This window comes from Acidobacteriota bacterium, from assembly GCA_016196035.1.
Lineage (GTDB): Bacteria > Acidobacteriota > Blastocatellia > RBC074 > RBC074 > JACPYM01.
This window is the reverse complement of sequence record JACPYM010000031.1, coordinates 128,153-152,709: the sequence shown is the minus strand read 5'-3', so window position 1 is coordinate 152,709 and position 24,557 is coordinate 128,153. Positions and strand designations below refer to the sequence as shown.

18 protein-coding genes are annotated in these 24,557 nt (G+C 58.9%); 4 read left to right on the top strand and 14 right to left on the bottom strand.

What is annotated here, in order from left to right; all coding sequences use genetic code 11:
- Positions 1-406: 406 nt before the first annotated feature.
- Complete coding sequence (locus HY011_11150; GenBank protein ID MBI3423484.1) at positions 407-1,552, top strand: prepilin peptidase; 1,146 nt, start codon at positions 407-409, stop codon at positions 1,550-1,552.
- A gap of 22 nt (positions 1,553-1,574) precedes the next feature.
- Here HY011_11150 and HY011_11145 read toward each other — a convergent pair whose 3' ends face one another.
- The 14 genes from HY011_11145 to HY011_11080 form a co-directional block, all read right to left on the bottom strand.
- A complete protein-coding gene (locus HY011_11145; GenBank protein ID MBI3423483.1) occupies positions 1,575-2,354 on the bottom strand; it encodes a glucose 1-dehydrogenase in 780 nt (259 codons plus the stop codon).
- Between the two features lie 150 nt (positions 2,355-2,504).
- On the bottom strand, positions 2,505-2,819 hold the full coding sequence (gene rhaM / locus HY011_11140) for an L-rhamnose mutarotase (protein MBI3423482.1): 315 nt from the start codon (positions 2,817-2,819) through the stop codon (positions 2,505-2,507).
- Positions 2,816-2,980 (bottom strand): hypothetical protein, encoded by a 165-nt coding sequence (locus tag HY011_11135; protein ID MBI3423481.1) that lies wholly within the window; start codon positions 2,978-2,980, stop codon positions 2,816-2,818. Before HY011_11135 ends, rhaM begins: the two co-directional genes overlap by 4 nt.
- 133 nt (positions 2,981-3,113) lie before the next feature.
- Complete coding sequence (locus tag HY011_11130; GenBank protein ID MBI3423480.1) at positions 3,114-3,860, bottom strand: SDR family oxidoreductase; 747 nt, start codon at positions 3,858-3,860, stop codon at positions 3,114-3,116.
- 124 nt (positions 3,861-3,984) lie between these two features.
- Positions 3,985-6,084 (bottom strand): substrate-binding domain-containing protein, encoded by a 2,100-nt coding sequence (locus tag HY011_11125; protein MBI3423479.1) that lies wholly within the window; start codon positions 6,082-6,084, stop codon positions 3,985-3,987.
- Positions 6,056-7,021, bottom strand: a complete 966-nt coding sequence (locus HY011_11120; protein MBI3423478.1) for an ABC transporter permease — start codon at positions 7,019-7,021, stop codon at positions 6,056-6,058. Before HY011_11120 ends, HY011_11125 begins: the two co-directional genes overlap by 29 nt.
- A 131-nt stretch (positions 7,022-7,152) precedes the next feature.
- Entirely contained in the window at positions 7,153-8,631 is a 1,479-nt protein-coding gene (locus HY011_11115; GenBank protein ID MBI3423477.1) for a sugar ABC transporter ATP-binding protein, read from the bottom strand.
- A gap of 103 nt (positions 8,632-8,734) precedes the next feature.
- Positions 8,735-9,784: a Gfo/Idh/MocA family oxidoreductase gene (locus HY011_11110; protein ID MBI3423476.1), complete on the bottom strand. Its 1,050-nt coding sequence runs from the start codon at positions 9,782-9,784 to the stop codon at positions 8,735-8,737.
- Between the two features lie 24 nt (positions 9,785-9,808).
- Positions 9,809-10,516 (bottom strand): hypothetical protein, encoded by a 708-nt coding sequence (locus HY011_11105; protein MBI3423475.1) that lies wholly within the window; start codon positions 10,514-10,516, stop codon positions 9,809-9,811.
- Between the two features lie 552 nt (positions 10,517-11,068).
- Positions 11,069-13,309: an acylase gene (locus tag HY011_11100; GenBank protein MBI3423474.1), complete on the bottom strand. Its 2,241-nt coding sequence runs from the start codon at positions 13,307-13,309 to the stop codon at positions 11,069-11,071.
- An 826-nt stretch (positions 13,310-14,135) separates the two neighbouring features.
- Positions 14,136-15,704 (bottom strand): hypothetical protein, encoded by a 1,569-nt coding sequence (locus HY011_11095; GenBank protein MBI3423473.1) that lies wholly within the window; start codon positions 15,702-15,704, stop codon positions 14,136-14,138.
- 94 nt (positions 15,705-15,798) lie between these two features.
- Positions 15,799-18,777 carry a putative Ig domain-containing protein gene (locus tag HY011_11090; GenBank protein ID MBI3423472.1) on the bottom strand — a complete coding sequence of 993 codons (2,979 nt, stop codon included), beginning with the start codon at positions 18,775-18,777 and terminating at the stop codon, positions 15,799-15,801.
- A gap of 129 nt (positions 18,778-18,906) precedes the next feature.
- Positions 18,907-20,109, bottom strand: a complete 1,203-nt coding sequence (locus HY011_11085) for a hypothetical protein (protein ID MBI3423471.1) — start codon at positions 20,107-20,109, stop codon at positions 18,907-18,909.
- Positions 20,106-20,477, bottom strand: coding sequence for a hypothetical protein (locus HY011_11080; GenBank protein MBI3423470.1), 372 nt, complete (start codon positions 20,475-20,477; stop codon positions 20,106-20,108). The genes HY011_11085 and HY011_11080 overlap by 4 nt, the downstream gene beginning before the upstream one ends.
- Positions 20,478-20,938: 461 nt before the next feature.
- Here HY011_11080 and HY011_11075 point away from each other — a divergent pair, with 461 nt between their 5' ends.
- The 3 genes from HY011_11075 to HY011_11065 all read left to right on the top strand — a co-directional run bounded on the left by HY011_11075 (position 20,939) and on the right by HY011_11065 (position 24,440).
- Positions 20,939-21,520, top strand: a complete 582-nt coding sequence (locus HY011_11075) for a sigma-70 family RNA polymerase sigma factor (protein MBI3423469.1) — start codon at positions 20,939-20,941, stop codon at positions 21,518-21,520.
- Positions 21,521-21,769: 249 nt separating this feature from the next.
- The gene (locus HY011_11070) at positions 21,770-22,627 is read left to right on the top strand and encodes a serine/threonine protein kinase (GenBank protein MBI3423468.1); all 858 of its coding nucleotides are present in this window, start codon (positions 21,770-21,772) and stop codon (positions 22,625-22,627) included.
- On the top strand, positions 22,581-24,440 hold the full coding sequence (locus HY011_11065) for a protein kinase (protein MBI3423467.1): 1,860 nt from the start codon (positions 22,581-22,583) through the stop codon (positions 24,438-24,440). Before HY011_11070 ends, HY011_11065 begins: the two co-directional genes overlap by 47 nt.
- Positions 24,441-24,557: the final 117 nt, after the last annotated feature.

The window sequence follows — 24,557 nt, the reverse complement described above, 5'->3', positions numbered from 1 at the left end:
TGGCTTGACTGACTCCTGATTCCTGACTCCTGATCCCTGATAACCTAAAAATGCCGGCTGATTTTCAAGCTATCAGGGATCAGGAGTCAGGAATCAGGAGTCAGGATAGTGTCTTTGGCAGACGTTTTGAGGACTTCGCAAAGGCACTGGGGGGAACCGAGTTCACCGTCAAGCCGTAAAACGCGCCACCTCCGCGCTAGGATAAAACAGGAACACTTCCCGGCTTGGCGCGTTTGGCATCCTGGCAGGGCGCAGAAAATCAATTCATATTCAGAACGGAAGCCGCTTGGCGGGCTTATGTCCGGGCGTTTCGGACAAAGTGTTTGACAAAACGCGGCGGCAATCCGTCTAATGCGCCCGCATTCACGCACGCATCGCAACAGTTTCAGCATCCTCAACAACACGCATGTTTTCTCTTTCCGAACTCAATCTACCGCTTGGTTATTACATCGCTTTGGCAGCCCTCTGCGGTCTGGCGCTAGGCAGCTTTCTCAACGTCGTCATCCATCGCATACCGTTGGGCCAATCCATCACACTACCCGCTTCGCATTGCCCGCATTGCCAAACGAAGCTGCGGCCTTATGACAACATCCCGTTGCTGAGTTTCGCGCTCTTGCGCGGGCGTTGCCACCAGTGCCAAACGGCCATCGCGTGGCGTTATCCGGCGGTAGAGTTGCTGACGGCGCTGCTGTTTGCCGCCATCGTTTGGCGCACGGGCGCGGAGTGGTGGGCGCTGGCGCAAATGGCGTTCGGAGCCGCGATGCTGGCGCTGGTTTTCATTGATGCCCAACATCACCTCTTGCCGGATGTCATCACCTACCCGGCGTTTGTCAGCGTCTTTTTAGTCCAGGCATTGCGCAGCGGTGGGCACGTCGCGGGACTAACACAGATTGAGGCCTTCACGCCGCCGCAGTTGGCGGCCAACAACTTTGCCACGAACGAAGCCGCGCTTTATGGCGGGTTGATCTTGGCACTCGCCGCGCCTTCCTTCCTGTTCTTGGACTGGCTGGATGCGTTGTTGTTCGACCGCTATTTCGAGGAAGAACCGGATGACGTAAGTGAATCCGATCAACTGGCTGAGCAAGCTGAAGCAAGCTCTGACGAAATAGCCGCCAGCGCCGGACGTGAACGCCAGCGCCAGCGCGTAGTCGTCGCGCTGTTGCTGTTCGGTTTTTTGCTGGCGGCAGTTTGGGCCGGACTGGTTTACCGCTATGCCACGGTCAACCCATTGATTTATGAACGCGCTTATCACGCCTTACAAAATGCCTGCTTCGGCGCCGTCGTGGCGGCCAGCATTCTGTGGGTCTTGCGGGCGCTTTATTTTGTGCTGCGCCGCGCCGAAGGCATGGGCCTGGGCGATGTCAAGATGATGGCGGTGATTGGCGGCTTTCTGGGCTGGTATCCGGCGTTCGGCGTGTTGCTCTACGGCTCAATCCTCGGCGCCATCGCGGGCCTGATCGTGGCGCGCTATAGCAAAGACGGGTTCAATACGGCGATGCCCTTTGGCGTGTGTCTGGGCGCGGTGGCGATTCTCGTGATGCTCGGTCTTTGATGACGTGGCCCCATTCCTTTATCTATTGCGCCACGTATCCACCATCTACCATCAAATGCGCCGCTGTAATAAACGACGCTTCCTCTGAAGCCAGGAAGAGAATCGGATAGGCCACTTCGCGCGGCTGGCCGATGCGTTTGAGCATGTAATGCGGCGCTTCGGCGGCCTCGAATTCTTCCTGTGTGATGCCGGTCAGCGCACGGTGGTGATCGGTGGCTTGCGTGACAATCGTGCCGGGGCAAACCGCGTTGACGCGGATGTTGAACGGCCCCAAATCGAGCGCCAGGTTTTTGGTCATCTGCAAGAGCGCGGCTTTGGTGGCGCTGTAGGTCACAAAATTCGGCTGCGCGATAAAGCTGGAAATCGAAGCCAGATTGATAATCGCGCCTTTCCCCTGGCCGCCGTTGTTGCGCTTCATCACCTCGACGCAATACTTGGTCACGAGCGCAGTGCCGATGACGTTGACGCTCAGGCTCCGCCACCAATCCGCCACCGAAGCCTCCACTCCTTTCAACACAAAGGTCGCCGCGTTGTTGACCAATACGTCCACTGTGCCAAAAACCTTGACCGTCTCGTCCACCAACCGCCGCACGTTGCCTTCGCTGGCAATGTCGGTGTGGACAAACAGCGCTTGCCCGCCGTTGGCTTTGATCGCTTCAGCCAGCGCCAAGCCCTGTTCATCAGCGATGTCGGCGATGACGACTTTCGCCCCCTCTTCGGCAAACACTTCACATGTCGCGCGGCCTATGCCGGCGCTGCCACCTGTCACAATCGCCACTTTGTTTTTCAATCGTTCGCCCATCGTTTTCCTCGGAATGCCTGGGTACGCACCGCTTCCAGCGTGCGGACGTGGCGGCGGACAAACTGATGCCGGAGGAAAACCCTGTCGGCATTACTCGGTCTGACGCCACGTCCGCACGCTGGAAGCGGTGCGTACCCAGGTAAAGACTCTTCAATCCAAATGAAACACTTCGGTCAGGTCAATGGCCACCGGACTGTTATCGGCATTGGTCTGCATCAACGGTTGCATGTGCGCCCACCAGCGCCGGCAAACTTCGGTGCGCGCAATTTGTTGCCAGCGCTCCTCCGCTTCGATCTCGGCGTAGGCGAACAGCTTGTCGGTCGCCGCATCCAGAAAGATCGAATAGTTGTGCACGCCGTGCGCCTGCAACACCGCCTGCAACTCCGGCCAAATGGGGTTGTGGCGCTGTTCATATTCGGCCTGCTGGCCGGGTTTCAGCCGCATCAGAAATGCTTTGCGAATCATCCCGCCTCCTTTTCCCGGCGCTCCTCTTTGCCCTCTTCCACTTTCTGCTCGTCGCTCTTGATCAAGCCCATGCGCTCCTGCAAATCGCGCGGCGGACTGACGCCCACCATCATAAACAGCAGCAGTTTCAACTCATCAATTTGTCTGCGAAACCATCCCATAATCACTCCTCAGAACAGTCTTGCCACAGAGGCACGGAGTCACAGAGGTAAAACAAACAGGAGATGCCGCAGGCTCAGCCACCTCTCATCTTGCTCTGTGCCTCCGTGCCTCTGTGGCAATCGCCCCGCGTCGTTAGTACGTCGCGCGCCCGCCCGTCATATCGAATGTAAAACCCGTCGTAAAACTCGCGCCCGGCGAAGCGATGAACGCGATCATGTGCGCGACCTCTTCAAGGGTGCCGCAACGTTTCATCGGAATCTTGTCGGTCATATATGCCACTTGCGCTGCGGGCAACGCATCTACCATCGCCGTGCGAATGACGGCAGGCGCAAAGGCATTCACCGTAATACCCGTCTCGGCGTATTCCTTGCCCTGCACCTTGGTCATCCCAATCACGGCGGCCTTGGAAGCCGAATAGGCCAGCATCCCTGCATTCCCCTCTTTGCCCGCCACCGAAGCGATGTGCACGATGCGCCCGTAATTGCGTTTGAGCATGTGCGGCAACACCGCGCGCGCCATCAGGAAGCTGCCATTCACATTCACGTCAAACACGAATTTGAAGTTGTCGTATTCGACCTCGTGCGTCTTGACGTTGGTCTTGCCCGTCACGCCCGCGCTGTTGACCAGGATGTCAATGCGCCCGTGTTGCTTGGCAACCTTGTTGATCGCCTTGGCGACGGCAGTGTCGTCGGTCACATCGAGTACGACGGATGAAGCATTCGGCCCCAGTTGCTTGGCCGCTTTGGTGAGCGGCGCTTTCTGTTGATCCACGATAACGACCCGCGCGCCTTCGCTGATGAACTTTTGGGCGACGGCGAAACCGATGCCACTGGCTCCGCCGGTGATGATTGCGACTTGATCTTTGAATTGATTTCCCATTTTTCCTTTTGGTTTTTCGTATTGCTACTTGTGATAACTATGCTGAACTGCTTTCCCACGAAGCAGCACGAAGCAGCACGAAGAGATGCCGATTGCTTCGTGTCTTCTTCGTGTGCCTTCGTGGTTAAAAATCGAATTTATCTATGTTGCTCTTATTGAAAATAAACGGCGCACCCAGCATCACTTCATCCCCTTTCACCTCAATCTTGCCCAGCTTACCCGCCGTCAAAGAAAGCACCCCAGCTTTCAACTCGCCCGCACTCAACGCCCGCGCCGCGCTCACCGTCAGGTAGCCTAGATTGCCCGTGTCCCACAGCACGATGCTTTCGATCACGCCGTCGTGCACGTAGGGCTTGCACATATTCGGCAGCGACAACCCCGTCACCTTCACATCCGCGCGGCCCGACTGTTTGACGGCTTCGGCAGCGCCGGGGACGGCGGGCGCGGCAATCGCCATCACCAGTTTGACGTTGGGATAGACCTTCAACACATTCTGCGTTTCGGTGAACGCACGATCGCGGTCGCCATCGCTGGGCTGGATCGCGACCAGCTTCAGGCCGGGATGCTTTTCGGCCATGCGCGCTTTGATGTATTTGATCCACTCGTTCTGATTGGCCGCGCTCAACGAAGCGGTGATGATGGCGAATTCGCCTTTGCCGTTCAGGATGCGCGCCGCTTCGTCGGTCAGCGTGTCGCCGATACCTTGCGGCGTCGCCTGATTGATCAGAAAGTCGCGCGCGTCCTTTTGCGCATCGGCGTCCCAGGTCAAAACCTTAATGCCACGTGCGCGCGCCTTGCGCAACACGGTCGAGATGCCCGCCTGGTTTTCGACGCTGACGGCAATGACGTCTACGCCTTTGGTGATCCAGGCTTCGACGACTTCGTTTTGCTTGGCCGCGTCGAGTTGGGTTGGCCCATCCCAGAGCAATTCGACGCCCAGTTCCTGCGCGGCCTCTTCGGCCCCTTTGCGGCAACTGATGAAATAGGGATCGCCTTTTTCTTTGGGCATCATGCCAACCACGATTTTTTTGACTGCCGGTTTGGTCAATTCGACTTTTGCCACCGCCGAATACTGATTGCGGTTTACCAGCGAACTGACCAATAAAGCATTGCTGCCCGCAATGATGAGCGCCGCGCCCAGAATCGCCGCGCAAATAACCGCCACTTGTGAGTTCTTCATTTCAAATTCTTCGATTTCAAATTTTTCAATTTCAGATTTCAGATTCCCGGCTTTCGCCGTTGCGGCTACCCGCAGCCCGGAAAGCCGATCCAACACAATCACGCCGATCAGCAGCACGCCTGTCAGAATGCCCGCCAACTCCGCCGGCAGCGCGCTCAACCGCAAGCCATTCTGCAACACGACCAGCGCCGCCAAACCGAACAACGTGCCCCATATCGTCCCGCGCCCGCCATAGATCGAAGTCCCGCCCAGCACCACCGCCGTGATCGCCATCAATTCGTAACCCGTCCCCGCATCCGATTTCGCCTGCCCCAGATGCGCGACATAAATCAATGCCGCCACGCTCGCCATCAAGCCAGACAGCACGTAAATCAACCGCAAGCGCCGTTCGACCGGGATGCCCGCATACCGCGCGCCTTCGGGCGAATAGCCAATCGCCTGCAACGCCCGTCCGATGATCGTGCGATGCTGCAAGGCCCAATACCCCAGCGCCACCACGACCAGCACGATCATTTGCGCCGGAATCACGCCGCCCAGATAGCCCTGACCCAAGAACAAAAACGAGGCCGGAAAATCGGTGTAGTTCTCAACCGCGCCCGTCAGCCCTTCGGCCAAACCGCGAAAGAGCGAGAATGAACCCAGCGTCACGATCAACGGCGGCAAGCCGAAGCGCGTAATCAACCAGGCATTCAATCCGCCGCCACTCGCGCCAATCAACAACGCCACGCCCGCCGCCGCTGGAAGCGGCCAGCCATACTTGCGTGTCAACGCACCGAACACGACGGCTGCCAGGCCCAGCAACGAACCGACCGACAGATCAATCCCGCCCGTGATGATGATTGGCGTCAGGGCCAGCGCCAGCAGGCCAATCTCTACGCTCAGCCGCACCAGCTCAAAGCCATTCGCGCGCGTCAGGAAGTTGCCGCCCGTCACGCTGAAGATGGCGACCTCGATCAACAGCAGCAACAGCAACGCCCACTCGTTGTTGGGGAATAGGCGCGCCCACAATGGTTGTTCAACCTGTAACGGCTTCGGTTCTTGCATGTCCCCACTTTGCTAGTGCGGCGTCGGCAAACACCGCCGCCAGAATAATCGCGCCCTGAATCGCTTTCTCCCAAAACGGATTGACGCCCGCAAAGGTCAGCGCCGTCCCAATCGTGCCCAGCAAGGCTACGCCCACCAACGTGCCCGCCAGCGTTCCGCGCCCGCCCGTGATCGCCGTGCCGCCCACCACGACGGCGGCGATGGCTTTCATCTCCAAGCCCACGCCCGCGTTGCTTTGAATGTCGGAAAAGCGGATTGCATTGAGCAGCGCCGCCAAACCCGTCAACGCGCCCAACAAGGCGAACACGCCAAAGGTCACGCGCGGCGGTTGAATGCCGGCCAGCCGCGCCGCCTCTTCATCGCAACCGACCGCGTATACCGCGCGCCCCGCTGCCACCTGCCCCAAACACCACGCGCCCAATGCCCACACGGCCAACGCGCCGCTTACGATCAACCACTGCCCCGCCGTCTGCCCCAAGCCGAACCACTGAAAGCTGGCGGGCAAGCCCTGCACCCACGCGCCTTCGGTCAGCCAGCGCAAGCCGTCGCGCCACGCCACCATCGTCGCCAGCGTGACCACAATCGCCGGAATACGTGCCCAGGCGACCAATGCGCCGTTGGTTGCGCCCAGCAATCCGCCCAGCAACACCAACGCCACCACGACCAACGGCATCGGCCAACCGGCTTTTGCCAGCAGGCCCGCCGCGATGCTGCACACGGCGAATTGCGAACCGACCGAGATGTCAATCTGTCCGGCCAGAATCACCAGCGTCATGCCGACCGCAACGATCAGCACGGCGGCATTGCCCAACGCCAGATCGCGCAGATTGGCCGCGCTGAAAAAGTTCGGCGCAACGAACGCGACCAACAGCAACAGCGCCAGATAGGCCACCGCGACTGAAAATTCACGCTGATGTTTGTTGATGAATTTGCTCATTGCTCAACCCTGGGTACGCACCGCTTCCAGCGTGCAGTCGCGGTGTAAGACGAAATCAAGCCGGAAGATTTCCTTTCAGTATCAATCCGTCTTATGCCAAGTCTGCACGCTGGAAGCGGTGCGTACCCAGGTTAATGCCCCAGCGCCAGTGCCAGCACTTTCTCTTGTGTCGCTTCTTCCCGCGTCAGCACGCCCGCAAGCCGGCCCGCGTGCAGCACGGCGATGCGGTCGCTCATGCCCAGCACTTCGGGCAATTCCGAAGAGATCATCAACACCGCCAGCCCCTGCTCAGCCAAGTCGCACATCAGCCGATGGATTTCGGCTTTCGCCCCAACATCAATGCCCTGCGTTGGCTCATCCAAAATGATGATGCGCGGTTTGGTCGTCAGCCATTTCGCCAGCGCGACTTTTTGCTGATTGCCGCCCGACAGATTCCCGGCGGGCGCAAAGATCGAAGGCGTTTTGACCGCCAGTTGTTCGACCATCCGGGCGGCCTGCGCGACTTCGGCGTTGAAATCCAGCCAGCCCGCGCGCGCGAATTGCGGCAGGCTCGCCAGCGTCGTATTCGCGCTGATCGCCAGCGGCAACACCACGCCGTGCCGCCGCCGGTCTTCGGGCACGTAGGCAAGCCCCAGCGCAATCGCCCGCGTCGTGCTGTCAATCGTGACGCGCTCGCCCTGCACCCAGATTTCACCGGCATCGGCGGGCGTCAGGCCAAACAGCACGCGCGCCAGTTCGGTGCGGCCCGCGCCAACCAATCCGGCCAACCCGATGATCTCGCCCGCGCGAATGCTTAAACTCACATCGCGCACACCAGCAGCCGCGCAACCCAGGCCGCGCAATTCGAGCAGGATTTCGCCTTGTTTGACGGCGCGCTTGGGAAAGACAGCGGATAGCTCGCGTCCGATCATCAGGCGAATCAGGTCATCGCGCGTGACGCCTTGCATAGCGCGCGTCTCAATCGTTTGCCCATCGCGCAACACCGTGACGCGGTCGGCGATTTGCGCAAGCTCTTCAAGACGGTGCGAGATGTAAACAATGCCGACGCCCGACGCGCGCAACTCGCGCACGACGCGAAAGAGGTTTTGCGCATCCGCTTCGCCCAGGCTCGCGGTCGGCTCATCCATAATCAGGATGCGCGCGTCCTGTCCCAAGGCCCGCGCAATTTCAACCAGTTGTTGTTCGGGCATCGTCAGGTCGCCCGCGCGCCGCTCCGGATCAATCCGCGCGCCGACACGTTGCAGCAAGGCCGCCGCGCGTTCCGTGCGTGCGCGCCAATCCACGCGCCGCCACAGCCCGGTTGGCTCGTAACCATAGGCGATATTCTCGGCGACCGACAGTTCGGCAAAGAGCGCCGGTTGTTGGTAGATCGCCGCGATGCCTGCGCGTTTGGCTTGCGCCGTGTCGTGTTGCGTGAGGGGCTGGCCGTTGAGTTCGAGCACGCCGCTATCGGCCTGCACTGCGCCCGTGATGATCTTGATCAGCGTGGATTTACCCGCGCCGTTTTCGCCCACGAGCGCGTGCACCTCGCCCGCGCGCAATTCGAAGGAAGCAGCTTTGAGCGCCTGGACGCCCGCGTAGGATTTTGAAATGGAGATTGCGTTGAGCATTTCAACCAAGCACAAACCGTCCGCCCACGAAGTCACACGAAGAAGACACGAAGCTCGGCACAGGCTTCGTGTCTTCTTCGTGTGACTTCGTGGGCGAGTCTTTTCATATTGCCAACTCGCTCAGCTTCACCGGACGCCTCAGCACCGCCGACATGTCCGCCGCAAAAACGACGCGGTGCGATTGGAAGGCCGTCTCGAAATCGGTCAACGGCATCGGCGTGCCTGCGTTTAACGCATCCACGAAAGCCTGAAACTGCGGCTGATACGGGTGATCGTTCACGTCGCCGGAATCCACCGGCGCGACGGCGAGTTGGCTCCACTTGTTTTTATCGGTCTTGAGTTTCTGACTATGGAAGCGATTGTCGAGCAGGCTGCCCTCACTGCCGACGAGATGGATGTGGAAGTAATAGGGCTGCAAACAATCGGTCACCGAAGCGACTTTGCCAATCTTGCCATCTTTGAATTTGAGAATCGTCACTTGCGTTGTGTCGTACTCATACGGCGCAAAGATTTCGCTGCGGCTGCGATTGCTGTACGAAGTGACTTCTTCGACCTTGCCGCCCAGCGCCATCAACAGCATATCGAGCGCGTGGCATCCGGCGGTGAGCAGGCTGCTGCCGCCTTTGTCCTTTTTGACGTTCCAGGGGAACTGGCCGTACCAGGGGCCAATGCCGTGATAATAATCGGTCTCGCCGTAATGCAATTCGCCCAGCAAGCCTTCGTCCAACAACGCATTGATCGCCGTCGCGTGCTGGCTGAAACGAACTTCAAAACAAACCATTGCTTGCACGCCCGCTTTGTTGCCTGCGTTCTTGATGGCCTCGCGCATCCGCACCGTGTCTTCGTATTTGAGCGCCAGCGGCTTTTCGATAATCAGGTGCTTGCCCGCCTGTGCCGCCGCGATGGCTTGTTCGGGATGCAACGGATGCTCCGTGCAAATATCAATCACGTGAATGTCAGGATCAGCCAGCATCGCCGCATAATCGTGATAGACCTTCAGCGGCGTGCCATATTGCTGCTCCAACTGCTTTTCGTCCAGTTGACGGCGCGAACATACGGCCGTGACCTTTGCGCCTTTGACGTGTTTGAAAGTTTCGATATGCGCCCCGGCGACCCAGCCGAGACCGACGATGCCAGTGTTGAAATCGCTCATAAGCTCCTTGTGTTGTATTGCGTATTAAGAGGGATTGTGACGCTGAATGTGTTCAATTGCTACTTCTGGAGTCAGGAAACCTGTAAGCCAGAAGTTAGTCCCTCCACAAATATCAGGGTATTCAGCGTAAGGCGTTTTGATTGCTCGTCCAACCATATCGTTCGGCGACTTGACCCCATATACTTCAAAAACGGATTTACCAATCAGATACACTGCCTTCAATGAATCATCCTTGGCGTTTTGCCCTGCTTTTGGATGGACATAGTTGTTTCCCAAGTCATAAAGCGAATTTAAGTCATCCAAAACTGCTGTCGTAATCCGATGGTCGTTGGCAGCCAGCCAGCTTATTAGTTCTCTGAAATTCTTTCGTTCAACCTGTTGGATCGTACCAAATGGATGGGTGATTCCATCCAAACGGTCATAACAAATCATCTCAGCGATAGAGCGTGACACCATGATTGCCGCTTCGTAAAAACCATCGCGGTACAACATCTTTGCTTGAATGTAGGCGCGAGCTGGAGGACGGTCGTAAAAGGCGCGTACAACGGTTGCCGTTGCCCATCTACAAATTTTCTCTTCTATTTTCGCGCGGTACTCATCCGCAAGTTCATTTGAAAGCTCACGAAGAATTCCATCAAATGCTGGGCGATTACGGGTGACATAAGCCGAGTTCAGATCAGGCAACGATTCATAGTCTTCGAGGATTTCCGTATTCTCGTCAATCTCTGGCATAAGCCCCCTCTTCTTCGCCGCAGAGCGGCGGCTGAATTTAGCCGTGGGGTTTCAACCCTTGTCATTACCCAAATCTTTTCTCTTTGCGCCGGAGGCGCAGCGGAGATTAGCCGGTGGTGAGACCACCGGAAATGTCGCCGTTATTGCCTTTGCGCCCCGGCAGGGGCGCGAGACCGAAGCACAGTGATGAAAAATTCCGTCCTTCGAGGTTCCGTCCGGCACCCCTGCCGGGGTGCGAACTGTCTGCGCTCGGTTCCGGTGGTTTCACCACCGGCTAATCTCCACAGCCCTTTCAGGGCAAAAGACAACAATCGCCAAACACGAAAGATGTGGGTAATGACAAGGTTTTCAACCCACGGAAGGCGTAAACGTAACCCCGCGTCGCGTCAGCGACGCCTGAATGTTCGCGCATTTCAATCGTCGCTGACGCAACGTGCAATTCATCCAACGCTGACCGTGGGTTGAAAACCCACGGCTAAATTCAATTGCCGCTAACGCGGCAAAATGCGGCATTCGCTCATTGCTCTCAACTCGGCAAAATGCGACGTTTGCTCACTTCCCTGGATGGTATTGCCGCTCGATATGCCCGTTCAATTGCTCGCGGTAAAAATAAACCTCTCGCAAGTCGCCCGTGCTATAACGCTTCGCCTGATCGTTGAAATGCCTGGACGCGGGGTTGTCGCTGAGGCCGCCGGCGGTGACGGCTTTGGCGCGTACCTGCTTGCCGAATTCGACGACGGCGACGAAGCTGTTGCCGCTGGTGCCGTACATCCGTTTCGTACCCGGATACGTCCGCGCAGCAAACGAAGCCAGTGAGCCCCAGCGCGCGGCGGTGAACATCACAGGTGTGCTGGGCGCGGCGTCATTGAACTTTTGCACGATGTCGCCCGTCAGGCGTTGGAAGCGATTGATCTCACCCCACGGCGTTTTCCAACTACCGAAATCTGTCGTCAACCGGTCTGAAGCTGCCACGAGCGACAGCAACAATGGTTCGCCCGGCGCACGCGCAACGAGTTGCTGTTCAGACAACGCGCCCGAACGGAAATTCGCGCCGTCGCTCAAGCGCCGCAACACGTCTTCGCCCCAATAGACCGCCAATGACGTAGCCGTTGAATCAACTGACCAACGCAAATCCCAAGCGCGCAATAAAGCGATTTGTTCAGCCAGTTTCGCCTTGAGCGGGTCGCCCGCCGGTGCGTTGTCCCACGCCTTGAGCAAAGCCGGAATCATCTCGGCAAACGCGGTCAGATAGCTGTCATAGGCTGCCGCAATGAGCGAATCAAGCGTGAAGTCTTTTTTGTTTTCGAGCACGCGGACGGCGTGCAACCCGCGCGCGTTTTCGGGGAAGGTTTCGACATAAGCGGGATAGTCGCCTTGTTTCGGACTGTTCGCGCCTGCCGCTGCCCACGGTGAGTCGTTGGTGTTAAACAACCAGCCGTTGGCGGGGTTAAATAACTTCGGCGATTCATCCAGCGAAAGCACGCCCTTCCATTCCGTCGCCGGATCGCTGCCGTCCACGGGCTTCGTCCAATCAAACTGCGCAGCCCGGCGCGGGATGAAATTGGCGTGGAAGTACGCGATGTTGCCGTCGGCGTCGGCGTAGATCGTGTTGTTCGATGAGTTCGTATGCAGCTCCAGCGTCTGGCGGAACGCTTTGTAATCGCGCGCTTTGGTGCGGCTGTAAGATTGCGTCAGGGCTTTGAGGGGTTCTTCCATCAACCGCACGCTGATCCATTTGCCATCGGCTTCGCGCACGATGGGGCCGTGATGCGTGCGATAAACGGTGAATTCCTTGTTGGCCATGCCAGTGGCGGTTTTATACGGCACGCTGATTTTCTTCACCGCCACCGGGCGTTCGGCGTTGGCGTAACGGTAAAAATAACCGTTGCCTTTTTTGGTGATGGTTTCGCTATATTCGTCAATGTTGTCTACGCCGCTCGAAGTGTGCATCCAGCCGCAGCGTTCGTTGAATCCCTGATAAACAAAAAACTGCCCCCACGTGACCGCGCCGTAAGCGTTCAGCCCTTCGCCGCTGGTGACCTGCACTTCGTCGCGGAAGAAAAACGAGGTGTGCGGATTGATGAGCAACAGCGCGTGCCCGCCCGCCGTATTTTTCGGCGCGATGGCAAAGCCGTTCGAGCCGCCGGGTTCGCCCGCATCGGGCTTTTCTAAAATGGCTGTGCGAACGTCTGCGGCTTTACCGTAAAAGTCGGCAAGCTGGCGCAGGTTAATGCTCTCAATGTCGCCGCCAATGCTGCCTTCGGTAAAGCTGAGCGCCATCCACGGTTCAAAGCGCGTGATGACTTTGGGTTTCACGGCGGGGTGTTTGTAAAGGTAATAGTTCAAGCCGTCGGCAAAGGCGTTCATCAACTTTTTCAGCCACAGCGGACTCGCCTGGTATTTGGCTTTCAAGTCTTCGGGCGTGATGAAAAGTTTCATGCGCAAATCGCTGTAAATCGCCGCTTCGCCTTCGGCTTCGGCCAAACGCCCCAGCGCGTTGAGGTAATTCGTTTCGACGCGATTGAAATCGTCTTCGGCCTGCGCATAAAGCATGCCAAACACCGCATCCGCATCCGTCTTGCCCGTGATATGCGCAATGCCCCAATCGTCGCGCATGATGGTGACGTTTTTGGCTTGCCGCTCCCACGCCGCGCGCTCGCTGTCGGCGGCTTGGAGTGAAACGGGAAAGGCGCAGATCGCAACAAAAATGAAGACGATCTTTTTCACGGCGAACCCACGCTGGACAGAAGCCAGGGCCGCGCGCCGCGCTTCTTTGAAAAGTTCGATGAACATAAGCGGTCTCAGGAAGTTGATAAAGCGTTTGATTTGGATTGCGCTCAAGCGAAGCGGTTTTACCGTTTCAGGTGAGAACGGTCAAGAACGTTGCACCGTTTGGGCGCAACCGCGCCGCACAATCTTCGGTGCTGCTTGGCGAGTTCGAGCGCTGAGTGCGCCGCCGTGATTCTCGGCCATCTCGCGGCTGAGGGCGAGGCCGCTCGCGGCTTGGTGGTAAAGATCGGCGCGAGGATGTTGGGGGCGCGGCCTAGCGCGGCGCGGCCTAGCGCGGCGCCGCAAAAGCACGAAAAGGGCCGTTCATTGCCTGGCCCCTTCAGATAGATTTCAAGAAAATGTTTTCCGGCGGTGCGGTGCGCGTCTCGCGGGCCGCACCAGGGCTGAGCAGCTACCAATCAAAAAAGACCTTATCGGATTAAGCAACGAACGAACCACGGAGCACACGGGGCACACGGGGAGGCCAAGCAAAATTCCTGTGGAGGCGTAGTTTCAGCCTGAATCCACGGCTAAAACCGTACAGCAGACTGCCAGTCTGCTGTAGTCTCGGCGAGTAGCCCACTGGCCGCGTCTACAGCAGACTGGCAGTCTGCTGTACGGCGGCGCAATTGCACTCTCTGGGGTGAATAGCCAGGCTGACAAAAACCCCGCTGCTCTTGGTCGAAACTGTGTTTTCAACTGCTTAACCGTGGATTTGGGTTTCAGTCTGCGGGCGCAGTTTGTGTTTTCCCCTCTCCCCCCGTGTCCCCCGTGGTTCATTCCTATTTCCGTTAATGTCTAATGAACAATACGCTCCATGCCAACGCTGATCTAAAGAATGTTCAGCACGTTATTTAATGTTGAGCTGCATCGTATTGGCGGCCTTGCCATCCACCGTGATGACCAAATTCACGTTGCCGCGCCCGGCCAGGCTGCGTGGCAAGGGGCCGAGGTTGAGTTGATCCAACCCGACCAGTCCGCCTTGGGCCGAAGCAAAGGGCACGTCTATCGGCGTGCCGCCAAGAGTGCAGGTTACCGCGCTCGCGGCATTGCTGCGCCCGCGAATGCCCGTGCCGAAAGCGATCACCAGCACGATGTCGCCATCGGGGCCTAAGTCAATGGGCTTGGGCACGAGCGTCCCGGCTTGGGCTTGAATGAGTTCTTCGAGGCTCTGTTGGCCGTTGGCCTTTTGCCGGAAGAGCACGGCGGCGGGGACGCCCGCGCCATTGGCGTTGGCGGCGAAGAGGCCCGGCGCGACGGCTTGGACATTGAGGGTGCCGGTCGAAACCTTGTTGTTGCTGGTGGTGACCGTCAGCGTAGCCGTGCCAGCCGCCAGCCCTGCTGGAACCAGATAGTTGATTTGCCCCGGCGAGACAAAGAACAGCGGCGCGGTGCGTTGGACGCCTGCGCTGTCACGAATCGTGACCGTCGTGCCCGCCAACGTAGTCGGCAACGGCACCGTTTCGCCCACTTTGATGTCGGTCGCCAGATCAACGCCAAACATCGCGACGATCATCTCGGCGGCGACGATGTCGCGCGCGAAGCTGGCCGCCGAGACACTAACGGTCAAGCCGTTGATCGTAAACGGCACCGCAGATGAAACGCCGCCACCCGGCGCGGGGTTGAAGACGGTCACTTGCGCCGTGCCTGCCGCAGCGACATCAGTGGCTGGAATCGCCGCCGTCAGTTGCGTCGCACTGCCAAACGTCGTCGGGCGATCCGCCCCATTCCAACGCACGGTAGCGCCGTTGACGAAGTTCGTGCCCGTCACGGCCAGGGTGAACGCCGCGTTGCCCGCCGTCGTCGAGTTCGGACTCACACTTGCCAGCGTCGGCACCGGATTGGACTGGCCGGATTGCACCGTCACCGTGCCGGATGTATAGGTGGCGGTTAGTTCATTCGCATTGGGGTCAGAAATCTCGCGCCCAATCGGCTGGCTGCCGAAATCAACGGTGGTCGCCCCAGTCGGCGCATTCGCCGGAATCGCGAAGGCCACATTCGCCAATTGCCGTGTGCCTGCGGCAAAGGACTGCCCGGCGGGCAAAGAGATGATCAAGCCCAAGCGGCCGCTCGCCACTTGATTGGGGTTCGGCACCAGCGAAAGGTTGGGCGCGCCGTTGCCCGCGGTCACGACCGGATTGGTCAGCACAGCGGGGTTGAAACTCAGACTGAAGCTCAGCGCGTTTTCATTGCCTTGCGCCACCAATTCGACGGCGACCGTGGCAGTTGAACCGGGCGCGGCGCTGGCGTTGGCAACACGCACGACACGGGCGTTTTGAATGGCGTGCGCCGTGGGCCAGAGCGCGCCGGAAAGACTTAGGCTTAACGTTATACAACCTAGCAAGCCCAGCCAGCAGGCTGTGCGCCAGGTTTGTTTGACCTGCATGTTTTGCGTTGCTTGATCGTGATGGTTATTCAAAGCTTTTCTCCTGTACCAAATAATTTCGTGTGCGAATGACGAAGGCTTGGCACCTTCACCGCGCCAAGCCTTCGGTTTGCCAATTCAACGCGGCTTAGCGTTGCGCGTCAGACGTGATGCTGATGACGCCCTGCGCCACGGGATGGCCCGCGCGGAGGACTGTCACCGTCGCTTCGCCTGCTGCCACCTTCGCCGGAATTTGGTAAGTCACCTGTTCCGGTGAGACGAAGAGGAGTGGCGCGTTGTGTGTGACACCACGGCTGTCCGTGATTTCGACCCGCGTGCCGACCAATTCCGTGGGCGCGCGTTCAGCCGTAGCGTTGGCTGTGACTGCCGCCAGGTCTTGGCCAAAGGCCGCGACGACTTGTTCACGCGCCAATTGATCAGCACCTCCATTGGCCGTCGGCACATGGCTGAGTTCGGTCAGCCCCAAAGCCTCCGACTCATTCGGCGTGCCGGTGAAGCGTGCCGCCAGCGGACTGGCATCCGCCGCGACGACTTCACAGGCGACCAGCGCATCGGCAAAACCCACCACGGGCGTTGTCGTTTGCTTGCCTGCTTTGGCCACCGGTTTGAAGCGCAACGACACCAAGTCCTGCGCGCCTGGTGCAAAGGTTTGCCCCGGCGGCAAAACCAGCACGAAACCTACGCGGCCCTGCGACGCTTCGTTGTCGTTGACCGTGAGCATGGCGTGGGTGGCGGCGGCGCTGGCCGTCGCCGCCACAAAGCGCCATTGCGAGGGGTTGAATCGCAAGCCGAAGCTGAGTGCATTCTCGTCACCACTCGCGTTGAGCGTGAGCGCCAGCAGACCCGGCTCTTCCCCACGACCTAGCAAACGCACCCATCGCTCCGTTGACCGGTCACTATTACGCCGAGCATTCAGCAAGCTCCCGCCAGCCACCAAATTGATCGGCGCTGTCGGGCCACCCGCCGGAACCAAATCGTCGAGCCGGGCGACATAGCGTCCGGTTTGCACCAAGTCAGCGAGTCCGAGCACGCCGTTGCCGAGCGTGCTGCGCGGCGCGCAATCGGCGCGCTGGAATTCGCTGCCCAGCGCCGGGGCATCCAACTGCGCGATGAAGCGGCCCATCAACACGAGGTCGGTGGTCGTCACATCGCCGTTGCCCGTCGGACGTGGCGTAACATCGGCTTCGATGCCGCGCGTGATGCTGACCGCTGCGCCGGTGTAAGTGGCGGACAAGGCGCTGGCCGCGACATTGGAGATTTCACGCGGCACCGGCTGATCGCCAAAACCGATGCTGGTGGAATCCGTGCTCACATTCGCCGCGATGGTGAAGGTCACGACGAAGATGCGGCGCACGGCGGCGCTGAAGCTTTGCCCGGCGGGCAAGGTCAGAATCAAACCCAGCCGACCAGCCGCGACCTGATTGGTGTTGGCAATCATCGAAGCCGCGCCCGCATCGCTGCCGAGCGCCGCCTGCGGATTGCTGAGCACTGCCGGATCGAAGGTCAGGCTGAAACTCAGCGCGTTCTCGTCCCCTTGCGCGACGAGTTCAATCGGCACGCTGACCGGACTGCCCGGCGCGCCGCTCGACGCGACGACGCGGACAACGCGGGCGTTCTGCGTCGGCGGATTGATCACCAGCGTGTAAGCCAGACTGCCTGTACAGTTCGCCACATCAGTCGCCGTCACCGTGAAATTGAACGTTCCGCTCGCGCTTGGCGTGCCTGCCAGCGTGCCCCCGGATGACAAAGACAAACCGTTCGGCAGACTGCCCGACACACCGAATGTGTAAGACGTGCTGCCTCCGGAGGCGGAGAAGCTTTGGTTGTAACTGCTGCCCACCGTGCCCGGCGGCAACGTGTTTGGACTGATTGTGATCGTGCCGCAAGCGGGCGGATTGACCTGGATGGTGTAGCCGCGTTCGCCCGCGCAACCGTTCGCGTCACTCGCTCTGACCGTGAAGTTGAATGTCCCGGTGGAGGTTGGCGTGCCCGCCAAATTGCCTGTTGATGAAAGCGTCACGCCCCCAGGCAGCGCGCCGCCGTTCAGGCTGAAACTGTACGGCGCAGTGCCTCCGCTGGCCGTCACGGACTGGTTGTACGCCGTGCCTTGCGTGGCGGTGGGCAAGCTGGCCGGGTTGAGCGTGATCGCCGCACAATTGATCGTCAGCGTGTAAGCACGGCTGCCCACGCAGTTGAGTACATCCGTGGCGGTCACGGTGAAATTGAAGCTGCCGCTCGCGGTTGGCGTGCCCGATAGCGTACCGCCGGATGACAATGATAAACCGTTCGGCAGACTGCCCGACGCAGTGAAGGTGTAAGAGGTGCTCCCCCCGGCGGCGGAGAAGCTTTGGTTATAGCCGCTGCCCACCGTGCCCGGCGGCAGCGTGCTTGGACTGACGGTGATCGTACCGCACGTCGGCGGATTGACCTGGAGCGTGTACGCCCGTTCGACCATGCAGTTGTTCGCATCCGTCGCTTTGATCGTGAAGTTGAAGGAGCCGGTCGTGGTCGGCGTGCCGGACAAAATCCCTACGGTGTCGAAATCCAGCACGATGGATGAGAGATTCACGCCGCCAGGCAGCGCCCCCCCACTGAGGGTGAACGTGGATGTTTCGGTCCCCCCACTCACCCGCAAGGCCTGGTTATAGCTGATGCCTTGTGTGGCGGAAGCCAAGCTGGCCGGGCTGAGCGTGAGCGCACATTGCAAGCCGCCCGTGGCCCAAAAACCGCCAATCGCATTGAAACGGCCCCCGTCGCTCGCACTACCGAGCACTGCCTGCCCGATGGCGCCAGTCGTGTTAAAGCGGCTATCGGTGCTAATGCCGCCGCCGCCAGGGAGGACGTTTAGGGGAATGTTGAATCTATCTTGCGCCGCGTCTGTTTCTGACGCCGTCCGGTCGTTGCGGTTGCTGTTGGCCGGACTGTCAGGTTGCCCTGTCTGGCGAGTCGCGTCCGGCGGTGCCGCCGCGCGCTGAAAACTCTGCATCTTTGCTTTGAGGCTGAGCGGCGTCATCTCCCAAATCCGCTGGGCGGAAATGGAGACGCCAACGAGCGTCAAGAGCGTAAAGAGCAAAGCTAATTGAGAACGTCTGATTGGTGTCTTCATAGCTTGTCTCCTGGGATTGTGAATAAGGTTCGCCCATTGCGTGGTGGCGCGGCTGACTTGTTGACCGGTCGTTCAAAACCGGTGCGCAGGTTCAACCACGGCACGCGCTCGATTGCGACGCTATTGGCCTTATGGCTTCACAATCATGACGTTGAAAGCTGCGCCCACCGGCAACGCACTGCCATCCGCCGTGGCGATGCACCAATGCACGTTGTTATAGAAGATGAACCAGGGGACGAACGTCGGGTTTTGCGCTCCGCCACCCGGATTGATGTTCTGGGTCACGATCAGAATGGCATTGGGATCGCCACTCGAAAGCGGGTGATCAATAAAACTGCAACCCAGGTTCGGGCAAAAACGACTCGCAGCCGTCACCCGATGCACGAAGACCGGCGTAGCGGTGTTGATGCCCGCGCCCGCCACCTTGATGCCGCCTTGATTGAGCTCCAGCGCGGGGGCTGTGGTTGAGCCTGATTTCAAGGTCAGCAAGGAGCCTGGCGTCGCCGTCCCGATGCCGACGGTGCCTCTGGCGGTCGTGCCGTTATGGCCTAGAATGACGTTGCCAGCGGCGGCGGCTGTCCCGGTGCCCAGACCGGGGATGAGAAACACGCTGCCGCCCGCGTTAAAGGCGTCAATTCCATATCCTCTTCCGCCAGTTAACAGGAGGTTGCCACCACCTACGGCAAAAGCGCCGCTTTGTTGGGCATCGCCGCCCGTGACCGTCAAGGTATGGCCGAAATTATTGGTGGTGTTGGTGGCCACGCCGATGGTGCGGTTGGCTCCTTGCGAGAACAGCATATTGCCATTCAATTCCAACGTCGCTCCCGGCGCGGCGGTCCCGATGCCAACGTTGCCATCAGCCCGAATGGTCATCTTTTCGGTATTGGCGGTATGAAAGACGATGCGTTGGGACTCTACGCCAAAGCCATAAAAACTGCCCGGCCCGTCGAAGAGGGCCAATTTTTGCGCCAGTAAATCCTGGCCCAGCGAAAGTCTGGCGTTGGGGGGCAGGGTCGTGCCGATGGCGAGCTTACCGGCAATCAGGCCGTTGCCACCGATGTTGAAGTTGGCGTTCTGCGGATTGGTCGTGTTCTGGATGTAATTGCCGCTGCCAGCGGTCGGCGTCCGTGCATCCGACAGGCGTGAATCGCCCGTCAACACAAACTGGCTGGCCGATTGCCCACCTAGTTGCAGCGCATTGTTCGCCGTTGTGGCGTTGGTGGCATTGGTCGCATTCGTTGCGTTCGTCGCATTGTTGGCATTGTTGGCATTGTTCGCTGTCTCGGCAGTGGCGGCGCTCAAACTGCGGATCGCGTAAGGCGTCGAAGTCACCGGCTGGCGCGGATTGAGCGTCGAGAACCGCCCGCTTGCCGCACACTAATTTCAAGAAAGCGATTCGCGCCGGGAAAGACGCCCGCGCCGAAATCGAGTTGCACCGTGAAAGTGCTATTGGTCACGGTCACGCCGCCGCGATCAATCGTGCCGCCAAGCTGGCTCCCGCCATTCTGGCTGTCGAAGAGTTTGAATTGAAAATCATAACTGCCATTGGTTGTATTGCCGCCATTCTGGTTGTCGGTGAAACGGCCCTGATAGGTAAAGGTCGTCGTTTGTGCTTGTGCTACGCTGGCGCTCAACAGCAGCGCTAACACTGCGAGCAGCGGCAACATTGAAGCCAAATGAATTTTCGAGCTGCGGTTCATTGGAAATCTCCTTAGGTAGTAAACGGGTCGTCAACGCTACGCTGAGCGCCAGATAAACCTCTCCTGACAACGGCACACGCGGGCCTTTGCTGAAGCGGTTGTTTGTTCGTTAGAAGTGCAATCGTTTTGTTTTTGGCCGCCGGTGGTGCGGGTTCAATTCGCACATGTGCCATAATGCCCGCACACGAATAGTGTTAGGAACGTTGGTCGGGCAAACCTACGGCTTTTCATTTGCGAAATCATTTCTGTCATGAGTAAACGCGGAATCTGCGGGCAAGACCTCTAACGGCACGGCAACTTTATTTTGTGGTGAGTAAATCGGGAGGGATGTTAGGTGCCGTGTCAGTGGCCCGCGCATCAGCAAGGGCTGCTCTGCGCCAGTCGAGCCCTTGCTGACGTGCGGGCGAATGACACGTCCCACTAGATCGCCACTACCCGTTATTTTTGGGCTAGCAATTGCAATGGCTGAACCTGAGGCAGAAAACACCCAACAACTGGTGGACTGGGGCAGCGGCGATAAAGCCGCGCTGGATACCTTGATGCCTTTGGTCTATGACGAATTGCGGCGGCTGGCCCATCGCTACATGGCACGCGAGCACGTCGGGCACTCGTTGCATACGTCGGCGCTGGTTCACGAAGCCTATTTGAAACTGGCCGCGCAGCGCGGGGGACAATTGGAAAGCCGCGCGCAATTTTTTGCGCTGGCCGCCCAAGCCATGCGCCGCATCCTGGTGGATCACGCGCGCGGGCGGCAAAACCTGAAGCGCGGCGGCGCCATCCAACAGGTTTCGTTTGAAGAGGCGTTGCTGGTTTCGTCCGAACGCACGGCGGAGGTGATTGCGCTAGATGATGCGTTAAAGGGCTTGGCGCAATTCGATGTGCGCAAATGCCGGATCGTGGAATTGCGCTTCTTCGGCGGGCTGAGCATCGAGGAAACGGCGCAGGTGTTGGAGGTTTCGCCCGGCACGGTGATGCGCGATTGGACGCTGGCAAAAGCTTGGCTGCAATGTGAAATCTCAGCAGCGGACAGCAACCCAAGCTAAGAAAGAAGAGATTACGGAACAGACGGAAATAACAGAACAGACGGAACTGAATACACGAGAAACTAAGTTATCTCGTGTATTGAAAATTGTTTTTGCCGCGAACGCGGCGAAGAGGTAAATACCAGAAAATTTAGTTTTTCTTGTACTGAACCCAAGACCAAGCAAGTTTCCGTGTGTTCCGCTATTTCCGTTTGCTCCGTAATCTCTCTTCTCACTCTTATTGGTTGCGGCACACACGCAGGAACGTTCATGCACCTGGAACAATGGCAACAGATTGACGAACTCTTTCACGCCGCCTTAGAACGCACGCCGCATGCGCGCGCAGCGTTTCTGACTAACGCTTGTCAGGGCCAAGCCGGGTTGCAACGCGAAATCGCCAAGTTACTGGCGGCGCATGAGGAGCCGGGCGCGGTCTGGGCGGTTTCGGCGGCGCATCTGGCGGCGGACTGGCTCAGCGCGCAACCGGCGGCGCCCACACTCAGCGGACAACAATTCGGGCCTTACCAAATTCAATCCTTGCTGGGCAAAGGCGGCATGGGCGAGGTCTGGCGCGCGCACGACACGCGCCTGGGCCGTGACGTAGCGCTCAAGGTTTTGCCCGCTGAGTTCGCGCAAGATGCTGATCGCTTGCGCCGCTTCGAGCAGGAAGCGCGGGCCATTTCGGCGCTCAATCATCACAACATCATTACGATTCACGAGATCGGCCAACACGACGCGCGCCACTTCATCATTACGGAGTTGGTTGACGGCGTCTCGCTCCGAGAGCATCTGCACGCCACACGTCTGCCTATCCTCGAAGCGCTTGATCTGACTATTCAAATCGCCAGTGCGCTGGCGGCGGCACATCAGGCCGGGGTTGTCCCTCGTGACATCAAGCCCGAGAACGTCATGCTGCGCCCCGATGGTTACGTAAAAGTGCTCGATTTCGGACTGGCCAAACTGACAGGAATGCGGAATGCGGATTGTGGATTGCGGAATGAAGAGGCTGACACGTTAGCTAAAAATCCGTATTCCGCAATCCGCAATCCGCATTCCGCAATCGACAGATCCCGGCCAGGCAATGGGGACGGCGTCATATATGTCGCCCGAGCAGGCCAGCGGACTTGAGATGGATGCGCGCAGCGACATCTGGAGCCTCGGCTGTGTGCTCTTTGAAATGGCCACCGGCAGTCTGGCATTCCGGGGCGCGACCACGCGCGACATCATCGCGGCGATCTTGCTGAAAGAGCCGCTACCCGTGGCTGAGGATGCGCCGGAGCTACCCACCGAATTGAACCGCATCGTGCGCAAAGCATTAAGCAAGGACTGCGCAACCCGCTACCAAACGATGAACGAACTGGCCTTGGACTTAAAGCGCCTGCAAAAACAGGTTGAGTCTGCGGCGGAATTGAAGCGCACGACGACGCCAGAAAACAAGCGCGCCATGGGCATCGTCAAACGGGGCATCGTTAAACGCCAGCAACCCGCCGTGGCCGTCGCGTTGCTTGTGCTGATTGCGCTGGCTGCCGCCGCTTATCGCTATCGTGCGTCTGAAGGTAAAGGGTCAATCAATTCCATCGCGGTTTTGCCTTTTGCCAACACCAGCGGCGACGCGAATATGGAATACCTTTCGGACGGCCTGAGCGAATCTCTCATCAATGCGCTCGCGCAACTGCCCGGCATGAAAGTCATCGCCCGTGGTTCCGCCTTCAAATACAAAGGCAAAGAAATTGACTTGGAAGAAGTGGCCCGTGCGCTAGGCGTGCAAGCCATCGTCACCGGCAGAGTGGCGCGGCGTGGCGACGAGTTGCAGGTCAGCGCTGAGTTGGTGGAGGCGCGCGAAAAGACGCAGTTATGGGGCGAGCAATTCAATCGTAAACCGGCTGACCTGCTGCAAGTGCAGGCCGAGATTTCACAGCAGATCGTTGAGCGCTTGCGGCTGCGCCTGACGAACACCGAGCAGCAACAACTCGTCAAAAGCACGAAAGCGAACCCGCAGGCGTATGAGTCACTGCTCAAGGGGCGCTTCCACCGCTATAAAAGGACGGCTGAAGATTTGAAAAAAGCTATCGAGTATTACACCCAAGCGATAGCGATTGATCCGAACTATGCCTTGGCCTATGCGGAGATCTCCGCTGCTTATAATTTACTGGGCGCGAATAGCTCGGTAGACCCGAAAGAGACGACCCCCAAAGCCGAGGCGGCGGCGAAGCATGCGCTGGAACTTGATGAGCGCCTCGCCGAGGCACACTACGCACTGGCCGGGATCAAACGCGATGCCTGGGACTGGGCGGGAGCCGCGCCTGAATACAGACGCGCTATCGTGCTGAATCCGAATTTGGCAGTAGCACACAGCGGTTACTCCGCTTATCTCAGTACCCAGGGGCGGCATGAACAGGCCATTGCTGAGAGCAAACAGGCCCGAGAGCTTGATCCCATTGGTCTCGGTTTCAATGCGGGGATTGGCTATCGGCTCTATCATGCGCGCCAGTATGACCTGGCCATTGAGCAGTTGAAGCGGACACTCGAATTGGATCGGAACTACACCTTTGCTCACACGGGGCTAGGCTATGCGTATGCGGCAAAGGGACAAGCGGCGGAAGCTATCGCCGAGTTCAAAGAGGCGATTAGGACGGGCGGAGATAGCACCAGCCTGCAATGCTATCTGGGCTATGCACTGACGCAGGCTGGGCGGCGGCGCGAAGCGGAAGCAATTCTCAGGCAGTTAGAGACGGGCCAAGCGTATGTTTCACCCGCCGAGTTGGCCGTGCTTTATGGCGGATTGGGCGAGCAAGCGCAGGCGCTGTCCGCGCTGGAGCGCGCCTACGCCGCGCATGACATACAGATGCAGTATCTGGGAATTGAACCGCTTTACGGTGCCGGCCTGCGCGCCGCCCCGCGTTTTATTAACCTGCTGCGGAAAGTCGGCTTGGCACAATAGCGCTCTGCGTCATGTGGGGAGAGAGCCTTAGATCGGTTTGCAATTGCGTATACGGGAGCGCGTTGTGCTGGGACGGTACCGCGCGCGTCAGCAAGCGGAGCCTGGGCGGTTCGGCCA

Excerpts from the sequence above, each read along its gene's own strand:
- HY011_11150 (MBI3423484.1), top strand. The coding sequence starts at position 407 with ATGTTTTCTCTTTCCGAACTCAATCTACCGCTTGGTTATTACATCGCT.
- HY011_11145 (MBI3423483.1), bottom strand. The coding sequence starts at position 2,354 with ATGGGCGAACGATTGAAAAACAAAGTGGCGATTGTGACAGGTGGCAGC.
- rhaM (MBI3423482.1), bottom strand. The coding sequence starts at position 2,819 with ATGATTCGCAAAGCATTTCTGATGCGGCTGAAACCCGGCCAGCAGGCC.
- HY011_11135 (MBI3423481.1), bottom strand. The coding sequence starts at position 2,980 with ATGGGATGGTTTCGCAGACAAATTGATGAGTTGAAACTGCTGCTGTTT.
- HY011_11130 (MBI3423480.1), bottom strand. The coding sequence starts at position 3,860 with ATGGGAAATCAATTCAAAGATCAAGTCGCAATCATCACCGGCGGAGCC.
- HY011_11125 (MBI3423479.1), bottom strand. The coding sequence starts at position 6,084 with ATGCAAGAACCGAAGCCGTTACAGGTTGAACAACCATTGTGGGCGCGC.
- HY011_11120 (MBI3423478.1), bottom strand. The coding sequence starts at position 7,021 with ATGAGCAAATTCATCAACAAACATCAGCGTGAATTTTCAGTCGCGGTG.
- HY011_11115 (MBI3423477.1), bottom strand. The coding sequence starts at position 8,631 with ATGCTCAACGCAATCTCCATTTCAAAATCCTACGCGGGCGTCCAGGCG.
- HY011_11110 (MBI3423476.1), bottom strand. The coding sequence starts at position 9,784 with ATGAGCGATTTCAACACTGGCATCGTCGGTCTCGGCTGGGTCGCCGGG.
- HY011_11105 (MBI3423475.1), bottom strand. The coding sequence starts at position 10,516 with ATGCCAGAGATTGACGAGAATACGGAAATCCTCGAAGACTATGAATCG.
- HY011_11100 (MBI3423474.1), bottom strand. The coding sequence starts at position 13,309 with ATGTTCATCGAACTTTTCAAAGAAGCGCGGCGCGCGGCCCTGGCTTCT.
- HY011_11090 (MBI3423472.1), bottom strand. The coding sequence starts at position 18,777 with ATGAAGACACCAATCAGACGTTCTCAATTAGCTTTGCTCTTTACGCTC.
- HY011_11080 (MBI3423470.1), bottom strand. The coding sequence starts at position 20,477 with ATGAACCGCAGCTCGAAAATTCATTTGGCTTCAATGTTGCCGCTGCTC.
- HY011_11075 (MBI3423469.1), top strand. The coding sequence starts at position 20,939 with ATGGCTGAACCTGAGGCAGAAAACACCCAACAACTGGTGGACTGGGGC.
- HY011_11070 (MBI3423468.1), top strand. The coding sequence starts at position 21,770 with ATGCACCTGGAACAATGGCAACAGATTGACGAACTCTTTCACGCCGCC.
- HY011_11065 (MBI3423467.1), top strand. The coding sequence starts at position 22,581 with ATGGGGACGGCGTCATATATGTCGCCCGAGCAGGCCAGCGGACTTGAG.